Source organism: Simplicispira suum (genome assembly GCF_003008595.1).
Lineage (GTDB): Bacteria > Pseudomonadota > Gammaproteobacteria > Burkholderiales > Burkholderiaceae_C > Simplicispira > Simplicispira suum.
Map to the genome: position 1 here is coordinate 1,755,956 of NZ_CP027669.1, position 16,786 is coordinate 1,772,741.

Consider the following 16,786-nt stretch of genomic DNA (forward strand, 5'->3'; position numbering starts at 1 on the left):
TATAGCGCTTATCTAGCAAGCCTCTATAGCTATCAAATCAGTAGTTGACGGCCGCTGCAGGGCTGTCGGCTGCGGCACAGCATGCGCGCCGCGTACCGGGTACAAGACAGGGTTTGGGCGCCCGTGCAATGCGCTCTTCCATCTTTCGATCTGCAAAGCCAAATCCATGCTCAATTTCAACTTCTACAACCCCACCCGCATTCTTTTTGGCGCTGGCAAGATCGCTGAAATCAGCCAATTTGTACCGCAGGATGCCCGCGTGCTGGTGCTCTACGGCGGCGGCAGCGCGCGCAGCACCGGAACGCTGGCTGAAGTGCTGGCGGCGCTGGGTGAGCGCACCGTGTTCGAGTTTGGCGGCATCGAGCCCAACCCGAGCTACGAAACGCTGTCTCGCGCCGTAGACATGGCGCGCGCCGAGCGCATCGACTATCTGCTGGCGGTGGGCGGCGGCTCGGTGCTCGATGGCAGCAAGTTCGTTGCCGCCGCCGTGCCTTTTGAGGGCGACACCTGGAGCATCCTGGAAAAGCGCGGCAGCAACATCACCCGCGCCCTGCCCATGGGCGCCGTGCTCACCCTGCCCGCCACGGGTTCGGAGATGAACAGCGGTGGCGTGGTGACGCGCAAGGCCACGCACGCCAAGCTGGCCTTCTCCAGCCCGCTGTGCTTCCCGCAGTTCTCGGTGCTCGACCCGACCAAGACCTACACCTTGCCTCCCAGGCAGATTGCCAATGGCCTGGTGGACGCCTTTGTGCACACCATGGAGCAATACCTGACCTACCCGGTGAATGGCCTGGCGCAGGATCGGTTTGCCGAAGGCCTGCTGCAGACGCTCATTGAATTGGCGCCGCGCGCCATGCAGGAGGGTGAGCCCGACTACGACAACCGCGCCAACCTGATGTGGACGGCCACGCTGGCCCTCAACGGGTTGATTGGCGCCGGTGTACCGCAGGACTGGGCCACGCACATGATCGGCCACGAGCTGACTGCGCTGTATGGCATCGACCATGCGCGCACCCTGGCCATCGTGCTGCCGCAGGTGATGCAGGCGCGGCGTGAGGCCAAGCGCGAGAAATTGCTGCAGTACGCCGCGCGCGTCTGGCAGATCACCGAGGGCAGCGACGACGAACGCATCGACGCGGCCATTGCCCGCACGGCGCAGTTCTTTGAAAGCGTGGGCATTCCTACCCGGCTATCGGCCTACCAATTGGGCGGTGAGGCGGTGGATGCGGTAGTGAAGGCCCTGACCGAGCACGGCATGGTGAAACTCGGCGAGCAGCGTGCCATCACGCCGGAAGTCAGCCGGGCGATTCTCGAAGCCGCTCTTTGAGTGCGCAGGTCGCTGGCGTGCGGCCTTCGGGCCCTGCCAGAATGCTCGCCAGTTCAATGCTCTGAGGAAAACGCTCCATGACCCCACCGCTCTCCGGCATCCGCATCGTCGAATTCGAAGGCATTGGCCCCGGCCCGCTGGCCGCGCGCATGCTGGCCGACATGGGCGCCGAGGTCACGGTGATTGCCCGCCCGCAGCAGGGCGCTGTGGCGGCGCAACTCGGCGGCAGTGGCGACAACCCCTTGCGGCGCGGCAAAACCGTGGTGCTGCTCGACCTCAAGCAGGAGGCGGCCCGCGCCGAGGCCTTGGCCCTGGTGGCGCAGGCTGATGCGCTGATCGAAGGCAACCGCCCCGGCGTGATGGAGCGCCTAAAGCTTGGCCCGGCCGAGTGTGCACAGGTCAACCCGCGCATCGTCTATGGCCGCATGACCGGCTGGGGCCAGAGCGGCCCGCTGGCGCAGGCGGCCGGGCACGACCTGAACTACGTGGCGCTGACCGGCATGCTCTCGCTCTCGGCGCACCGGGGCGAGCGGCCCATCGTTCCGCCCACGGTGGTGGGTGATGCGGGGGGCGCGCTGGGCCTGGCGTTTGGCATGGTCTGCGCCATTCTGGAGGCCAAAACCAGCGGCCGGGGCCGCGTGGTGGATGCCGCCATCGTCGACATCGTGGCCATGCTGGGCGGCATTGCGCAGTGGATTCGCGGCAGCGGCATGCTGGACGGCCCGCACCCCAGCCCGTTCCACGATTCGCCCTTCTACGACGTGTACCGCTGCGCCGACGGCGGCTGCATCACGCTGGGCGCGCTGGAGCCGCAGTTCTATGCGCTATTGATGGAAAAACTCGGCCTCGCCGACGTTCCGTTGGGGAAACAGTTCGACCCGCGCGCCTGGCCTGCCCTCAAAGACCGCCTGACGACTCTCTTTGCCAGCCAGCCGCGCGCGCACTGGGACGCCTTGCTGGAAGGCACGGACGTATGCTTTGCGCCGGTGCTCAGCGCGCAGGAGGCGGCCGAGCACCCGCACAACGTGGCGCGCGGCACTTACGTGCGCACGCCGGGAGGTGCCTTGGACGTTGCGCCCGCGCCGCGCTTTCTGCCGCTCGATGGCCATGTCGGATAGATACCGATGAAAACGAGCCTGCGCATCGTTCTGGGCTTGTTGGCCCTGCTGGCACTAGCCAGCGCTGTATTGCTGGCCTGGGCCTGGGCGCCCGATATTGCCCCCGCCGACGTGGAAAAACGCTGGGCCCAGGCACCGTCGACCTTCATCGAGGTGCAAGGGCTGCGCGTGCACCTGCGCGACGAAGGCCCATCAGGCGACCCCACGCCCATCGTGCTGATCCACGGCACTTCCGCCAGCCTGCACACCTGGGACGGCTGGACCGAGGAACTGCGGAAAAACCGCCGTGTCATCCGCTTTGACCTGCCGGGCTTTGGCCTCACCGGCCCCAATGCCGCTGACGACTATTCGATGGCGGTCTATGTGCGCCTGGTGCTGGCTCTGCTCGACCAGCTGGGGGTGCAGCGGTTCGTCATTGGCGGCAATTCGCTGGGCGGCGAAGTGGCCTGGGCCACGGCGCACGCCGCGCCGCAGCGGGTGGAAAGGCTCATTCTGGTGGACGCTGCGGGCTACGCCTTCGAGTCCACCTCGGTGCCGCTCGCGTTTCGCGTGGCGGCCCTGCCGGGCTTGCGCGCGGTGATGGGCCACTTGCTGCCGCCCGGCATGGTGGAGAACTCGGTGCGCAACGTCTATGGCGACCCGAGCCAGGTCACGCCCGAGCTGGTGCAGCGCTACAGCGACCTGGCCCGCCGCGCCGGCAACCGCCATGCGCTGACGGTGCGCATGGCCCAGCGCAACACGGGGCGCGAACAAGACATCCGCGACCTGAAGCTCCCCACGCTCATTTTGTGGGGCGCGCGCGACCGATTGATCCCGCCCGTGAATGGCGAACGCTTTGCGCAGGACATTGCGGGGTCCCAGCTCGTCGTGTTCGAAGGCCTGGGCCATGTGCCGCAGGAAGAAAACCCGGCAGCGACGGTCGCGGTGGTGCAGCAGTTTTTGCGCCAGCCGTAGTTCGAATCACCCTGCTCGGGCGTGCACGGTGGTGGCACGGCCGCCATGGTCCTAAACTGTCCACATGATGGCTTCTACCCGCTTGCTGCAACGCACTGAAAGGCCGCTGGCATGAAGATCGCCGTGATGGGCGCTGGCGCTGTGGGCTGCTACTACGGCGGCATGCTGGCCCGCGCCGGACACGAGGTGGTGTTGGTGGGGCGCCCAGCCCATGTGCAGGCGGTGCACGAGCATGGTCTGTGGCTGGATACCTTGCATTTCCAGGAGCGCGTGCGGCTGCAGGCAGACACCGAAGCGCATGCGGTGCACGGCGCACAGTGTGTGCTGTTCTGTGTCAAGTCCACCGACACCGAAAGTGCGGGCCGGGCCATGCTGCCCTATCTGGCCGATGGCGCCACGGTGCTGAGTTTGCAAAACGGCGTGGACAACGCCGAGCGCCTCCAGGCGCTGCTCCAGCGCCCGGTGCTGCCGGCCGTGGTCTATGTGGCGGCAGCGATGGCGGGGCCCGGGCATGTGCAGCACTTTGGCCGGGGCGAGCTGGTGCTGGCCAATTCGCCAACCAGCGACCAACTGGCCCATGCGTTTGCCGCTGCGGGCATTCCGGTACAGATCTCGGACAACGTGGCCGGCGCCCTCTGGGCCAAGCTGGTGCTGAACTGTGTCTACAACCCGCTGTCCGCCATCACCGGTCAGCCGTACGGCCAGATTGTCAACAGTCCCGGCCTGGATGTGCCCCGGATGATGGACGACATCGTGCAGGAATGCCTGGCTGTGGCGCGTGCCAACGGCATCGTTCTGCCCGAGGGTACGGCCGAGGCGGTGCTGCCGTTGGCTGCGTCCATGCCAGGCCAGATATCGTCCACCGCGCAGGACCTGGCGCGGGGCCGGCACACCGAGATCGACCACATCAACGGCTTCATCGTGCGCCGGGGCGAGGCCCTGGGCATTGCCACGCCGGCCAATCGCCTGCTGCACACACTTGTGCGGCTGCTGGAGCAGGCAACTCGGGTTGCCGGTGGGCCGCCGGGAGAACAGGGCGCCGCTTGATGCGGGTCAGTCCTGCACCTGGGCGCTCTCCACAAACACCAGTTCGCAGGAGTCCGCTCCAGAGTCCGCGCGGCTGAGCGAGCTGGTCCAGCGCCAGCCGCTCGCGTCGGTGGCTTGCACCAGCTGCCCCGTGATGCGAATGGAGGCGCCTTCGCGCGCTTTTCTCAATGTTTTCTCGACGGCGGCGTTGGCAGGAATCAGGTGCATGTTGGCCGAAGATTCGACGATTTCCTGCACCGGAATCGGCGGCGCGTCGCGCCAGCGGTAGAAATACCAGCGGCGCCCCTGGGTGATGTCCAACTGGCGGTAGACGGCGGGCTCCGCCATGCGCTTCCAGCCCAGCGCCAGGTCCATCGGCGCAAGCTCGGCTTCCCGGCCCAGGTAATAGTCTTCGCGCGAGAGCACCTTGGCGTCGATGGCAAAGCGCGCCAGCGGTTGAATCTGAAAGCCCTTGAAGGCAAATGCTGGCTTGTCGGTGGAGCTTTGCACCGGGACTTGCAGGGCCGCCCGCGTTGCCAGCGCCGCAGGGCTGGCGTGCCGGGGCGAATAGCTGGTGCGGATGGACTCGATGGCGAAGAACGCCACTGTCATCACCACGCCCGCTTTGACGACCGTCTTGAGCTGCATGGCAGCGGCCAGCGTTCAGTGCAATGCCGGGGGGGCGTCCAGGCTCAGAACGCGCTCAATGGTGGTGGCCGTGGTCACCGTGCACGTGGCGGTGCTGGATTTCCTCGGGCTTGGCAGCGCGCACCCCCGTCACCTTGCAGCCAAACCGCAGCGCCTGGCCGGCCAGCGGGTGGTTGCCGTCCAGATGCACCTCGGGGCCCTTGATCTTGACCACGTGGAACATCTGCGGCTGACCGTTTTCGTCCGTGCCTTGCAGCTGACCGCCGACCTTCACGCCGGGCGGAAATTCCGACTTGGGGATGGTGCGCACCAGCGACTCGTCGCGCGCGCCAAAAGCGTCTTCCACCGCCAGATCGAGCGTTGTGGAGAAGCCCACGGCCTGGCCCTCGAGCGCGGCTTCGACTTTCGGGAAGATGTTTTCGTAGCCACCGTGCAGGTACGACAGATCGCCCTTGTCGAGCGGTTTGCCCGCAGGCGTGGTGAGCTGGTAGCTGAGGTTGACAGCGGTGTCCTTGGTGATGTTCATGGCAAATGCGTTGTGGTGGGAGGAGGGCGCGCGGCGACCAAGCGGGGCATTCGGCGCCGCCCGCGCGGCCGCCTATTGTCGGGCAGCGCTGCGCGCGCCGCCGCGGTCAGCCTGCAGCGGGCTCGGGCACCTCGTCCTGCGCCGCGCCGGGGTAGCGCGCAAAGCGCCGGGCCTCGTCGCCGTGCACCGGGTCGCTGCTGTCCCAGGGCCAGCCGCCAAACTGGGTGCGGCGGTAGTCCTGCATCGCCTGCATGATTTCCTGCTGCGTGTTCATCACAAACGGGCCGTACTGCGCTACCGGCTCGCCAATCGGGCGGCCTTGCAGGAGCAGGCATTCGACCGTATCCGGGCCGGTGTTCTCCAGCAGCCAGTCTTGCCCGGCCACCATTCTCAACGCGGCGTGGCTGCGCTGTTCTGCATCGCCAATGCGCAGCTGCGCGCCTGCGAAGAAGTACAGCATGCGCTGCGTGCTGGCGCCGCGCGCGGCCGGCAGCGTCCAGCGCGCGCCGGGTTCGAGCTTGAGCGTCCAGATGGCGACGTCGCTGTTCGCTTGCGCGGCCCAGGATTCGGGTGGCGGCGGCAGCGGTGCGTCGGCCCCCGGCAGGCCACCGGCCACCACCGTCACCGTGGTCGTGCGGCCAGCGTCGTCCTGCTGCACCAGGCGCGGAATGCGCTCGTTCCACAGCATGGTGAAGTGCGGCGCCACCATCTTGTTTTTTGCGGGCAGGTTCAGCCAGATCTGAAAGAGTTCGAGCGGGTTGGACTGCTCGGTGTTGAGCAGCGGGAACATCTCGGAATGCTGGATGCCGCGCCCGGCCGTCACCCACTGCACGTCGCCGCCGCCAAAGCGCGCGGCCGCGCCCAGCGAATCGGCGTGGTCGATCAGGCCCTTGCGCACCAAGGTCACGGTCTCAAAGCCCCGGTGCGGATGGCCGGGAAAGCCCGGCACCACGTCGCCGTGGTACATGCTCCAGCCGTCCTTGCGGCTGAAGTCGCTGCCCATCTCGCGGCCCTCCAGAGGCACCGCCGGCCCGCGCTCGGCGTTGCCGGCCGGGTAGGCGTCGTCGTGGTGGGCGCAGAACAGAAACGGGTCCAGCGTGGGCCACTGCGGGCCGAGCGGCTGGCTTTGCAAGATGGGGTGGGTGGCAACGGGGGTCATACAAGCTCCTTTCGGTGGGGCCGCCTGGGGCGCAGGGGGGCCAATGCCTTTATATGGGGGCTTGCCGGCCAGCAAAAGGCTTGTGCATGGAACGCTGCGGTGCGCGCTGCAGGACAACAGGCGCCGCGCCCAGCGCCAAAGCGCTCGCGCCAGTCGCCAAAATATTAGTAAAAAGCGGCTCTAGCGCTTATGCAGAAAGCGCTAGTAGCTATATAAACGATAGTGTGTTGCCGTACAGCGGCAGCCGCGAAAGCGCTAATGCGCCACGGCTGCCGGTGGCGCATTGCCCAGCGGCTTGGGGCGCAGCGCCAGCCCGCCGAGCGCCGCCGCTACCAAGGCCGCCACGGCCGCTGCAGCAAACGCCAGGCTGTAACCCGCGTGCAGCGCCGCGGGCAGGCTGGCGCCAGCGCTGTGCAACTGTTCCGTCCGCGCATCGGCCAGGCTGGCCAGGGCGGCCAGCCCCAGCGCGCCACCCATCATGAAGGCGGTGTTGACCACGCCCGAAGCCAGGCCCGAATCTTCGGCAGCCACATCGCCCATCGCGGCCAGCAGCAGCGGGTTGAGCGCTACCCCGGCGCCCACGCCCAGCAGCAGCATGCCGGGCAGCACATGCAGCGTGAACCGGCCGGCCACGGGCGCCAACGCGAACAGCGCCAGCCCGGCAGCGGCCAGCAGCAGGCCGCCGCCCAGCGTGCGGCGAATGCCGTAGCGCATCACCAGCCAGGCCGAGGCGCCGAGCGAGCAGCCGGCCATGATGAGGTTCGACGGCAGAAACGCCAGCCCGATCTGCAGCGCGCTGTAGCCCAGCACGCGCTGTAGGTACAGCGCCGACAGAAAGAACCAGGCGAACATCGACGCCGCCCACAGCACGCCGACGATGTTGGAGATGGCCAGGTTGCGCAGCCGCAGCAGCGCGAGCGGCAACAGCGGCGCCGGCACCCGCGCCTGCAACCACAGGAACAGCGCCAGCAGCGCGGCGCTGGCGCCCAGCAAGCCGAGCGTCTGCGCCGAGCCCCAGCCTGCGTGGTTGCCGTCCACCAGCGCATACACCGCCAGCATCAGCGCGGTGGTCACCGTCACCGCGCCGGCGATGTCCAGCGGCTGGCCATCGGCCTTGCCCGGGTGGGCGGGCAACACGCGCATGCAGGCGGCGGCAATCGCCAGGCCGACCGGCACGTTCACCAGAAAGACCCAATGCCAGCTAAGCCAACTGGTCAACACGCCGCCGAGCAGCACGCCAATGCTGCCGCCACCTGCACAGACAAAGCCGAACACGCCCATGGCGCGTGCGCGCTCCCCGGGTTCGGAAAACAGGGCGAGGATGAGCGAGAGCGCCACGGCGGACACCACCGCGCCGCCCACGCCCTGCACCGCGCGCGCCACCACCAGCAGCGTTTGCGTTTGCGCCAGGCCGCACGTGAGCGACGCCAAGGTGAACAGCGCCACGCCGGCAACGAACAGCCGGCGCTGGCCATACAGGTCGCCCAGCCGCCCGCCCAGCAGCAGGCAGCCGCCGTAGGTGAGCATGTAGGCGTTGACCACCCACACCAGAGCGCTTTCGCTGAACGCCAGATCGGTGCGGATGCTGGGCAGGGCGACGTTGACGATGGTGGTGTCGAGCACGATCATCAGTTCACCCAGGCACAGCAGGATGAGCGCGCTCCAGCGCTGGCGCGCGCTGTGCGAAGCAGGCAGTGGAAACATAGGATGCAAACGGTAGTCGTGAGGCGGGAAAAGGGTTCAGGGCAAGCTGAAAACGGCGGAGCGTGTCATCGCCGCAGTGACACGTGTCGGTCCTGGGTCGCTCGCTTTCGCGCGCTGGCTTAGCCTCCCCGCCGCGCCGCCTCAATCGCGGCGATATCGATCTTCTGCATCGTCATCATCGCGTTGAACGTCCGCTGGGCTGCCGCCGGGTCGGGGTCGGCAATGGCCTCGGTGAGGGCGCGTGGCGTGATCTGCCACGACAGGCCCCACTTGTCCTTGCACCAGCCGCATTCACTTTCCTGGCCACCGTTGCCGACGATGGCGTTCCACAAGCGGTCGGTCTCTTCCTGGTCGTCTGTCGCTACCTGGAACGAGAAGGCTTCGCTGTGCTGGAAGGCCGGGCCGCCGTTCAGGCCCAGGCAGGGCAGGCCCAACACCGTGAATTGCACGGTAAGCACGTCGCCCTGCTTGCCCGAGGGGAAGTCGCCCGGCGCGCGCAGCACGCTGCCCACTGCGCTGTCCGCAAACGTGTTGGCGTAAAAGGTGGCGGCTTCCAGGGCGGTGCCGTCGTACCAGAGGCATATGGTGTTCTTGCTGATCATGATGTAAGGGCTCCTTTTGATGGTGATTGGCCGCGTGCGCCTGCCCGCCAGAAAAACGCGGCTTCCTGCCGTCTTGCCGCCTTTGTCGTCGTTCGCGTGGGATCTGGCTCACGCACCCACAGTGGCTTGCGGCTTAGCGCTCATGTGCAAACCCCCCCAGCCGTGGCCGTCCAGGTCCACAAAGCTGTGGGAATACATGAAGCCGAGATCCTGCGGCGCGTCGTAGGTCGAACCGCCTGCAGCAAGCGCTTTGCGAACCAGCTCGTCCACCTCGCTGCGGCTCTCGCAGCTGAGGCTGAACAACACCTCGACCGCGTCGCGTGTGTCGCAGACGGCTTTGGGGGTGAAGTCCTTGAACCTCGCATGCGTGAGCAGCATGATCGAAATCGCGTCGCTCACCACGATGCAGGCACCAGCGTCGCTTGAAAACTGTGGATTTTTCGAAAAACCAAGCGCTTCAAAGAACGCGACGGACCTGACCAAATCGGATACGGGAAGGTTGACAAAGATTTGTCTGCTCACAGAGCTCTCCTGTGTGTGGATGCTTGGGGTAAATCGGCACGGGGCTGCGCGCATTGGCTGGCTTTTTCAACGTGCGGCGCCTGGTGCAAGGTGGCCGCAACGGAAGTGCAGACCCGCGATGGCAAACGCTGCTGATCCAGGGTCGCCCGTCGAAATGGGCTTGCGGTCACGCGCAGGCCGACTCCAACTTGTGATGGCCCTCGCCCGCACTCGTGCGTGTTTGAGCGGCGTCCGCTGGAATGACGTGTTCGCGACACGACCCATCTCCGCGTCAAGGCGCGCGCCGGTAGTGCAAGGCGACCGCACCGCTGCGCAGGTGGTTGGCCGAGACCAGCTCAAGACGACGCGTGCTGGGCAGGCCGCCCTCGTACAGAGTCGGTCCGTGGCCGGCGATCCTGGGATGGACGAGCAGCTTGTACTCGTCGACCAGATCGAGTCGGTCCAGCTCGTTCGCGAGCTTGCCACTACCGAGAAGTACGCCTTCAGGGGTTGCGTCCTTGAGCGCCTGTACGCCCGTACGCAGGTCACCGGCGATGTGGTGGCTGTTGGTCCAAGGGAAGTCACTGCGCGTCGAAGACACCACGTACTTCGGTTTGGCCTCCAACTTGACGGCCCACTCGCGCAGCGCTGGCAGCGCCTCTGCGTCGCCGCGGGCGATCGCCGGCCAGGAGCGTTCCATCATTTCGTAGGTGACGCGGCCCCAGAGCATCGCCCCGCTCTCGTCCATCAGGCGGGTGAAGAATGTGTGCGTCTCGTCGTCGGCGATTCCTTCCTGATGATCGACGCAGCCATCCAAAGTAAGGTTGATAACAAAAGTCAAGAGCCCCATAGTGCGCCTTTGTTAGAAAGGTAAGACTGGCTTCCGTGGCTCAGCGGGGCGCGGGGGCACCATGCAGGCAGTCTCCTGGAAATGGTGGGCACGACGGTGCTCAGGCGCTGCGGCCATCGAAGTGGCTCACGGTCAGGGCGTCCAGATCCACGCCGTCCAGGCAGCGCACGTTCACGGCCGCCATGCGCTGGCCGTTCGGGTGCCTGCCTTCGCCGAAGGTGTGGATGCCGCAGGCCGGGCAAAACCGGTGCTCGATGACACGCTCGTGGAACTGGTAAGTGGCCAGGTTTTCTTCCGGCGTGGTCAGGCGCAGCGCCTCGCGCGGCACAAACCACAGCAGCGAGCCGCGCCGCTGGCACATGCTGCAATTGCAGGCCGTTGCGCTGTCGGGCGTGCCCTCCACTTCAAAGGCGACCTTGCCGCAGTGGCAGCTGCCGGTGGATTTGGCGGGCGTGTGCGCAGGCGTTTCTGCGCTCATGGCGACACCATCACCATCCAGAGCACACCAAAGCGGTCCTCCACCATCCCAAATGCGGGTGAGTAAAAGGTCTTGCCCAGAGGCATCTGAACCTTTCCCCCATCGGCCAGCGCCTGGAACATGCGTTCGGCCTCGTGGGTTGTCGCAGCGCCAAGAGTCAAACCGAAGCCCTTGAAGTTTGTTGTTCCCGAGGCCATACCGTCGGACGCCATGATCTGCGTGCCACCGACGGTGAAGTTGCAATGCATGACCTTGTCGCCGGGTGGCGTGGGGCAATCGGCTCTGGGTGGGTCGGGGTTGTCGCTGTAGCGCATCAACTGGCCGCGTTCGGCGCCAAGGGCCTTTTCGTAGAAGGCCAGTGCCTCCTCGCAGCGGCCTTCAAAAAACAGATACGGTTGCACGGGACCTGGCATGAAACACTCCTTGAACGAGTGGGTACACGGCGCCCACCACAGCATTTGTGGACGGCGTACACAAATAATCGCAGAGAAAATGGACGCTGTCTACAATGCGGTGTGCCGATGAGTGAAAAAAATCGTAAACCCGCGCCGCGCAGCACCTACCGCCATGGCGACCTGCGCCGAGCACTGCTCGAAGCGGGCATTGCCCTGGCGCGGGACGGCGGCCCCACCGCAGTGGTGCTGCGTGAGGCGACTCGCCGCGCCGGCGTTGCGCCCAACGCTGCCTACCGGCACTTCGCCAGTCGGGAAGATTTGCTGGCAGCGGTGCGCGCCGAAGCGGTGGCCGCCGTGGGCCGCGCGATGGAGGCCGAATACCGCGCCGTGCCCGCAGACGGCAGCCCGGCAGAGCAGGCGCATGCGCGGGTGCGCGCCGTGGGCCGGGGATACCTGCGGTTCGCGTTCACGGAGACGGGTTTGTTTCGCACCGCGTTTGGCGGTCCATTCAGCCTGGCGCCCGATGCTGCTGCTTCGGGCGCCATCGGCCACAACCCGTTTGGGCACCTGAACGCCGCGCTTGACGCGCTGGTTGCTGCAGGTGCGCTGCCAGCAACGCGCCGACCGGCTGCGGAGTACCTGGCGTGGTCCACCGTGCACGGTCTCGCCTTGCTGGCGCTCGACGGCCCATTGCAAGGCGTCCCACCGCAGACCTTGGAGTTGCTCGGTGAGCGCTTGCTGGACATGGTGGAGCGGGGCCTGTAGTTACCGACTGCCAGCGCTGCCAGGCAGTGCAGCAAGCCTGTGCACCTCGGCTAAACCCCAATAGAAAAGATCCAGAAAGTAATTGACACCTAAATGATATGCACATAAATTAGATTTCATTGGCAGCCGCAATTCTGCGTTGCAAAGGGACTTGCTTGATGAAAATTGTGTGCATTGGCGGTGGGCCCGCAGGCCTGTACTTCGCGCTTTTGATGAAGCGGCAGAACGCCGGGCACGACATCACGGTGGTCGAGCGCAACAAGCCCTACGACACCTTCGGCTGGGGCGTGGTGTTTTCCGATGCCACCATGGACAACATGCGCCAGTGGGACGCAGCAACGGCCAGGGAAATCGAGCAGGCGTTCAACCACTGGGACGATATCGAGCTGCGTTTCAAGGGCCGCAGCATTCGCTCCGGGGGGCACGGCTTCGTCGGCATCGGCCGCAAGAAGCTGCTCAACATCCTGCAGGCGCGCTGCGAAGAGCTCGGCGTCAAGCTGGTGTTCGAGACCGAGGCGAAGTCCGACGCGGACTACCCGGACGCCGATTTGGTCATTGCCAGCGACGGCATCAATTCGCGTATTCGCACGCTGCACCAAGACATCTTCAAACCCGACATCGTCACCCGGCCCAACCGCTTCATCTGGCTGGGCACGAAGAAGCTCTACGACGCGTTCACGTTCGATTTCCAGCGCACCGAACACGGCTGGTTCCAGGCGCACATCTACAAGTTCGACGACCAGACCACGACCTTCATCGTCGAATGCCCCGAGCATGTCTGGCTGGCGCATGGCCTGGACCAAGCCGACCAGGAAGAGTCGATAGCCTTCTGCGAAAAAATCTTTGCCGACACCTTGCAGGGCGAGCCTTTGATGACCAACGCGCGCCATCTGCGCGGCTCAGCCTGGCTGAACTTCCAGCGCGTGGTTTGCGAGCAGTGGTGGCTGCAAAACGCGCACGGCCGCCACGTGGTGCTGATGGGCGATGCGGTGCACACGGCGCATTTCGCCATTGGCTCTGGCACCAAGCTCGCGATTGAAGATGCCATCGAGCTGACGCGCCAGTTCCAGCTGCTCGGCGATGGCCCCGAGCACATTACCGAAGTATTGACCACCTACCAGGAGGCCCGCCGCATCGAAACCTTGCGCCTGCAAAATGCCGCCTGGAACGCGATGGAGTGGTTCGAGGTGTGCGGCGAGCGCTACTGCGACCAGTTCGAGCCCGAGCAGTTCATGTATTCCATGCTCACGCGCAGCCAGCGCATCAGCCACGAAAACCTGCGCCTGCGCGACAGCGCCTGGCTCGAAGGCTACGAGCGCTGGCTGTCCGAGCGCGCCGGGGTACGCATTGCGCCCGAGCAAAAGGCGCCGCCACCGATGTTCACGCCTTACGCCGTGCGCGGCGTCACGCTGAAAAACCGCATCGTGGTCTCGCCCATGGCGCAGTACTCGGCGGTAGAGGGCGTGCCTGGCGACTTCCACTTGGTGCACCTGGGAGCACGCGCCATGGGCGGCGCCGGTCTGGTGTTTGCCGAAATGACCTGCGTCAGCCCTGAGGGCCGCATTACCCCTGGTTGCCCTGGGCTGTACACCGACGAGCAAGGTCACGCCTTCGCCCGCATCGCCGACTGGATCCACACCCACACCGATGCAAAATTTGGCATACAGATTGGCCACGCTGGCGCCAAAGCCTCAACGCGCGTTGCCTGGGAGGGCGCGGACCAGCCCCTTGTCTCGGGCAACTGGGCCATCATGTCCGCCTCGCCGCAGCAGTACCTCGCAGGTGTGAGTCAGGTCTCCCGCGCGATGACGCATGCCGACATGGACACAGTGAAGGCCCATTTTGTGGCCGCTACGCGCCGTGCCGACGCCGCAGGCGCCGACTGGCTGGAGCTGCACTGCGCGCACGGCTATTTGCTGTCGGGCTTCATCTCGCCACTGACCAATCAGCGCCAGGACGAATACGGCGGCTCCCTGGAAAACCGTCTGCGCTACCCATTGGAAGTGTTCGCCGCAGTGCGCGCCGCGTGGCCGCAGGACAAACCGATTTCGGTGCGCATCTCGGCGCACGACTGGGTCGAGGGCGGCATCACGCCGAGCGACGCAGTGGACATCGCCAAAGCCTTCAAGGCAGCTGGCGCCGACATGATCGATTGTTCGTCCGGCCAGGTCAGCAAGCAGGAGCAACCGGTCTATGGCCGCATGTTCCAGACGCCGTTTGCCGACCGCATTCGCCAGGAAGCGGGCATCCCGACCATTGCTGTCGGTGCCATCAGCGAGGCCGACCACGCCAACAGCATTTTGGCCGCAGGCCGCGCGGACCTGTGCGCCGTTGCTCGCCCCCACTTGGCCAACCCTGCCTGGACCCTGACCGAGGCCGCGAAGATTGGTTACACCCTCGTCGCCTGGCCCAAGCAGTACCGCTCGGGCAAGGCGCAGATGGAGTCGCTCTTCGCGCGCGAAAAGGCGGCGCAGGCGCCAACCGAGAAGGCTTAGGGCATCGGCATGACCTCCCTATTGAGCGACCTCCCGACACCGTCCGCCCTGCGCCATGCGCTGGTCACGGGCGGTGGGCAGGGCATCGGTGCAGCCATCACCCATCTGCTGGTGCGCCGTGGCATGCGCGTCACGGTGCTCGGGCGTCGCCTGGCGGTGGGGCAGGCACTGGCCGTACACCATCCCGAAGCAATCCACGCAGTCGCTGCCGACGTCGCAAACGCCTCCGAAGTGGCGGCGGCGTTCACCGACGCCGTGGCGCACTTTGGTCGCGTGGACGTACTCGTCAACAACGCCGGCCAGGCCGAAAGCGCGCCCTTCCTCAAGATGGACGAAGCGCTCTGGCGCCGCATGCTGGACGTAAACCTCACCGGCACCATGCTCTGCACCCAGGCCGCGCTGCCCGGCATGCTGGAGGCCGGATGGGGGCGCATCGTCAACGTGGCCAGCACGGCGGGCCAGGTCGGCTACGCCTACGTGTCCGCGTACTGTGCGGCCAAGCACGGGGTGATTGGCCTGACGCGCTCGCTTGCCCTTGAGTTGGCGGCCAAAGGCGTTACCGTGAACGCCGTCTGTCCCGGCTACACCGACACCGAAATCGTGCGCGCCAGCATCGAGCGCGTGGTGGCCAAGACTGGCCGCAGCGAGCAGGAGGCACGCGCTGCCTTTGTCCAGTCCAACCCGCAAGGCCGGCTGGTGGCGCCGCAGGAGGTGGCCGACGCCGTGGCCTGGCTCTGCTCAGAGGGTGCCAGCGCCATCACTGGCCAATCGCTGTCCGTGTCCGGTGGCGAAGTGATGTGAGCGCCATGTCATGAAAAACCACACCAAACACTTCAAGCTGGTGGATGCGCTCGGCGACGAGCACATCGGCCTCGAAGCCCGCGCCCAGATCGAAGACCATCTGGACATGAAAATCTGGCTGCGCCTGCTGGCTTGCAGCACGCAGATCGAGCAGCAGATCCGGCGCCAGCTGCGGGCCCGCTTTGGCACGACTTTGCCGCGCTTCGACTACCTGGCCCAGCTTGCACGCCACCCGCAAGGCCTGCGCATGAACCTGCTTTCGCGCTACCTCATGGTGACCGGCGGCAATGTCACGGGTCTCACCGACCAGCTGGTGAAAGAAGCCCTGGTGGAGCGCACGCCAGACGCAGACGACCGCCGTTCCTACCTCGTCGTGCTCACCGAGAAAGGCCGCAGCGAGTTCGCCGCCATGGCCGCCGAGCATGAGGCGTGGCTGACCGACATGTTCGGCGGTCTGCCACAGGCGAGCAAAGACGCGCTGTACGAACACCTGGGTCACCTGCGCGTCCACCTGGCCCATGGCCAGAGCGCCGCCGAGCCGCTCACCCAGCCACCCAACCCATCTTCAAGAGAGACCGCGTCATGACCGAATCCCGCGTAGACCCTGCGCTGCTGGCCGGCAACCGAAAACGACTGGCAGGCTACCAGGCACAGCATTTCGTCTGGCAGGTGGAATCGGGTGTCGCCACGCTCACCCTCAACCGGCCGGAGCGCAAGAATCCGCTGACCTTCGACAGTTATGCCGAACTGCGTGATTTGTTTCATCAGCTCAAGTGGGCCGAAGACGTGCACGCCGTGGTGCTCGTGGGCGCGGGCGGCAACTTTTGTTCCGGTGGGGATGTGCACGAAATCATCGGCCCGCTGATTCAACTGAAGGCCCCTGAACTGCTGATGTTCACCCGCATGACGGGCGAGCTGGTCAAGGCCATGCGCGCCTGTCCGCAGCCCATCGTCGCCGCCGTCGATGGCGTGTGTGCGGGCGCCGGCGCCATCATGGCCATGGCCAGCGACTTGCGGCTCGGGACCGCGCGCAGCAAGACCGCCTTTCTCTTCAACCGCGTCGGCCTGGCCGGCTGCGACATGGGCGCATGCGCCATGCTGCCGCGCATCGTCGGCCAGGGCCGCGCCAGCGACTTGCTCTACACCGGCCGCAGCCTGGGCGGGGAGGAAGGCGAGCGCTGGGGTTGGTTCAACCGCTTGTGCGAGCCTGCGGCCCTGCTGGCCGAAGCCCAGGCGCTCGCCAAGCAGATTGCCGACGGGCCCACGTTTGCCAACGGCATCACCAAGACCATGCTGCACCAGGAATGGGCAATGACCATCGAGCAAGCCATCGAAGCCGAAGCCCAGGCGCAGGCGCTGTGCATGCTGACGGAAGATTTTGGCCGTGCGTACCGGGCCTTTGTCGCCAAGCAAAAGCCGACGTTTGAGGGCAACTGA

18 protein-coding genes are annotated in these 16,786 nt (G+C 66.0%); 9 read left to right on the forward strand and 9 right to left on the reverse strand.

Annotated features, from left to right (window positions below):
• Positions 1 to 166 precede the first annotated feature (166 nt).
• The 4 genes from C6571_RS08170 to C6571_RS08185 all read left to right on the forward strand — a co-directional run bounded on the left by C6571_RS08170 (position 167) and on the right by C6571_RS08185 (position 4,446).
• The gene (locus C6571_RS08170; protein ID WP_106446244.1) at positions 167 to 1,327 is read left to right on the forward strand and encodes an iron-containing alcohol dehydrogenase; all 1,161 of its coding nucleotides are present in this window, start codon (positions 167 to 169) and stop codon (positions 1,325 to 1,327) included.
• Positions 1,328 to 1,404: 77 nt separating this feature from the next.
• Positions 1,405 to 2,445: a CaiB/BaiF CoA transferase family protein gene (locus tag C6571_RS08175; protein WP_106446245.1), complete on the forward strand. Its 1,041-nt coding sequence runs from the start codon at positions 1,405 to 1,407 to the stop codon at positions 2,443 to 2,445.
• A 6-nt stretch (positions 2,446 to 2,451) separates the two neighbouring features.
• Positions 2,452 to 3,399 (forward strand): alpha/beta fold hydrolase, encoded by a 948-nt coding sequence (locus C6571_RS08180; protein WP_106446246.1) that lies wholly within the window; start codon positions 2,452 to 2,454, stop codon positions 3,397 to 3,399.
• Between the two features lie 111 nt (positions 3,400 to 3,510).
• The gene (locus C6571_RS08185) at positions 3,511 to 4,446 is read left to right on the forward strand and encodes a ketopantoate reductase family protein (RefSeq protein WP_106446247.1); all 936 of its coding nucleotides are present in this window, start codon (positions 3,511 to 3,513) and stop codon (positions 4,444 to 4,446) included.
• A 6-nt stretch (positions 4,447 to 4,452) separates the two neighbouring features.
• Here the strand turns inward: C6571_RS08185 and C6571_RS08190 are convergent, their stop codons facing one another.
• The 9 genes from C6571_RS08190 to C6571_RS08230 form a co-directional block, all read right to left on the reverse strand.
• Positions 4,453 to 5,073, reverse strand: a complete 621-nt coding sequence (locus C6571_RS08190; RefSeq protein WP_106446248.1) for a hypothetical protein — start codon at positions 5,071 to 5,073, stop codon at positions 4,453 to 4,455.
• A 55-nt stretch (positions 5,074 to 5,128) separates the two neighbouring features.
• Positions 5,129 to 5,599 (reverse strand): FKBP-type peptidyl-prolyl cis-trans isomerase, encoded by a 471-nt coding sequence (locus C6571_RS08195; RefSeq protein ID WP_106446249.1) that lies wholly within the window; start codon positions 5,597 to 5,599, stop codon positions 5,129 to 5,131.
• Positions 5,600 to 5,705: 106 nt separating this feature from the next.
• Positions 5,706 to 6,758, reverse strand: coding sequence for a pirin family protein (locus C6571_RS08200; protein ID WP_106446250.1), 1,053 nt, complete (start codon positions 6,756 to 6,758; stop codon positions 5,706 to 5,708).
• Positions 6,759 to 7,013: 255 nt separating this feature from the next.
• Entirely contained in the window at positions 7,014 to 8,453 is a 1,440-nt protein-coding gene (locus tag C6571_RS08205) for an MFS transporter (protein WP_420852921.1), read from the reverse strand.
• Positions 8,454 to 8,581: 128 nt separating this feature from the next.
• A complete protein-coding gene (locus C6571_RS08210) occupies positions 8,582 to 9,064 on the reverse strand; it encodes a VOC family protein (protein ID WP_106446252.1) in 483 nt (160 codons plus the stop codon).
• A gap of 108 nt (positions 9,065 to 9,172) precedes the next feature.
• Positions 9,173 to 9,586, reverse strand: coding sequence for a VOC family protein (locus C6571_RS08215; protein ID WP_106446253.1), 414 nt, complete (start codon positions 9,584 to 9,586; stop codon positions 9,173 to 9,175).
• A gap of 271 nt (positions 9,587 to 9,857) precedes the next feature.
• Positions 9,858 to 10,415, reverse strand: a complete 558-nt coding sequence (locus C6571_RS08220; protein WP_106446254.1) for a dihydrofolate reductase family protein — start codon at positions 10,413 to 10,415, stop codon at positions 9,858 to 9,860.
• A 100-nt stretch (positions 10,416 to 10,515) separates the two neighbouring features.
• On the reverse strand, positions 10,516 to 10,893 hold the full coding sequence (locus tag C6571_RS08225; RefSeq protein ID WP_106446255.1) for a GFA family protein: 378 nt from the start codon (positions 10,891 to 10,893) through the stop codon (positions 10,516 to 10,518).
• Positions 10,890 to 11,306 (reverse strand): VOC family protein, encoded by a 417-nt coding sequence (locus tag C6571_RS08230; RefSeq protein ID WP_106446256.1) that lies wholly within the window; start codon positions 11,304 to 11,306, stop codon positions 10,890 to 10,892. Before C6571_RS08230 ends, C6571_RS08225 begins: the two co-directional genes overlap by 4 nt.
• A gap of 108 nt (positions 11,307 to 11,414) precedes the next feature.
• On the opposite strand from C6571_RS08230, the gene C6571_RS08235 reads away from it, so the two are divergent.
• The 5 genes from C6571_RS08235 to C6571_RS08255 all read left to right on the forward strand — a co-directional run bounded on the left by C6571_RS08235 (position 11,415) and on the right by C6571_RS08255 (position 16,786).
• Positions 11,415 to 12,053, forward strand: coding sequence for a TetR/AcrR family transcriptional regulator (locus tag C6571_RS08235; protein WP_106446257.1), 639 nt, complete (start codon positions 11,415 to 11,417; stop codon positions 12,051 to 12,053).
• A gap of 158 nt (positions 12,054 to 12,211) precedes the next feature.
• Positions 12,212 to 14,548 (forward strand): bifunctional salicylyl-CoA 5-hydroxylase/oxidoreductase, encoded by a 2,337-nt coding sequence (locus C6571_RS08240; RefSeq protein ID WP_106446258.1) that lies wholly within the window; start codon positions 12,212 to 12,214, stop codon positions 14,546 to 14,548.
• Between the two features lie 9 nt (positions 14,549 to 14,557).
• Complete coding sequence (locus C6571_RS08245) at positions 14,558 to 15,349, forward strand: SDR family NAD(P)-dependent oxidoreductase (protein ID WP_106446259.1); 792 nt, start codon at positions 14,558 to 14,560, stop codon at positions 15,347 to 15,349.
• Between the two features lie 10 nt (positions 15,350 to 15,359).
• Positions 15,360 to 15,935, forward strand: coding sequence for a MarR family winged helix-turn-helix transcriptional regulator (locus tag C6571_RS08250; protein WP_106446260.1), 576 nt, complete (start codon positions 15,360 to 15,362; stop codon positions 15,933 to 15,935).
• The gene (locus C6571_RS08255; protein ID WP_106446261.1) at positions 15,932 to 16,786 is read left to right on the forward strand and encodes an enoyl-CoA hydratase family protein; all 855 of its coding nucleotides are present in this window, start codon (positions 15,932 to 15,934) and stop codon (positions 16,784 to 16,786) included. Before C6571_RS08250 ends, C6571_RS08255 begins: the two co-directional genes overlap by 4 nt.

Excerpts from the sequence above, each read along its gene's own strand:
- C6571_RS08190 (WP_106446248.1), bottom strand. The coding sequence starts at position 5,073 with ATGCAGCTCAAGACGGTCGTCAAAGCGGGCGTGGTGATGACAGTGGCG.
- C6571_RS08185 (WP_106446247.1), top strand. The coding sequence starts at position 3,511 with ATGAAGATCGCCGTGATGGGCGCTGGCGCTGTGGGCTGCTACTACGGC.
- C6571_RS08210 (WP_106446252.1), bottom strand. The coding sequence starts at position 9,064 with ATGATCAGCAAGAACACCATATGCCTCTGGTACGACGGCACCGCCCTG.
- C6571_RS08230 (WP_106446256.1), bottom strand. The coding sequence starts at position 11,306 with ATGCCAGGTCCCGTGCAACCGTATCTGTTTTTTGAAGGCCGCTGCGAG.
- C6571_RS08195 (WP_106446249.1), bottom strand. The coding sequence starts at position 5,599 with ATGAACATCACCAAGGACACCGCTGTCAACCTCAGCTACCAGCTCACC.
- C6571_RS08200 (WP_106446250.1), bottom strand. The coding sequence starts at position 6,758 with ATGACCCCCGTTGCCACCCACCCCATCTTGCAAAGCCAGCCGCTCGGC.
- C6571_RS08220 (WP_106446254.1), bottom strand. The coding sequence starts at position 10,415 with ATGGGGCTCTTGACTTTTGTTATCAACCTTACTTTGGATGGCTGCGTC.
- C6571_RS08250 (WP_106446260.1), top strand. The coding sequence starts at position 15,360 with ATGAAAAACCACACCAAACACTTCAAGCTGGTGGATGCGCTCGGCGAC.
- C6571_RS08225 (WP_106446255.1), bottom strand. The coding sequence starts at position 10,893 with ATGAGCGCAGAAACGCCTGCGCACACGCCCGCCAAATCCACCGGCAGC.
- C6571_RS08170 (WP_106446244.1), top strand. The coding sequence starts at position 167 with ATGCTCAATTTCAACTTCTACAACCCCACCCGCATTCTTTTTGGCGCT.
- C6571_RS08255 (WP_106446261.1), top strand. The coding sequence starts at position 15,932 with ATGACCGAATCCCGCGTAGACCCTGCGCTGCTGGCCGGCAACCGAAAA.
- C6571_RS08175 (WP_106446245.1), top strand. The coding sequence starts at position 1,405 with ATGACCCCACCGCTCTCCGGCATCCGCATCGTCGAATTCGAAGGCATT.
- C6571_RS08235 (WP_106446257.1), top strand. The coding sequence starts at position 11,415 with ATGAGTGAAAAAAATCGTAAACCCGCGCCGCGCAGCACCTACCGCCAT.
- C6571_RS08180 (WP_106446246.1), top strand. The coding sequence starts at position 2,452 with ATGAAAACGAGCCTGCGCATCGTTCTGGGCTTGTTGGCCCTGCTGGCA.
- C6571_RS08240 (WP_106446258.1), top strand. The coding sequence starts at position 12,212 with ATGAAAATTGTGTGCATTGGCGGTGGGCCCGCAGGCCTGTACTTCGCG.
- C6571_RS08245 (WP_106446259.1), top strand. The coding sequence starts at position 14,558 with ATGACCTCCCTATTGAGCGACCTCCCGACACCGTCCGCCCTGCGCCAT.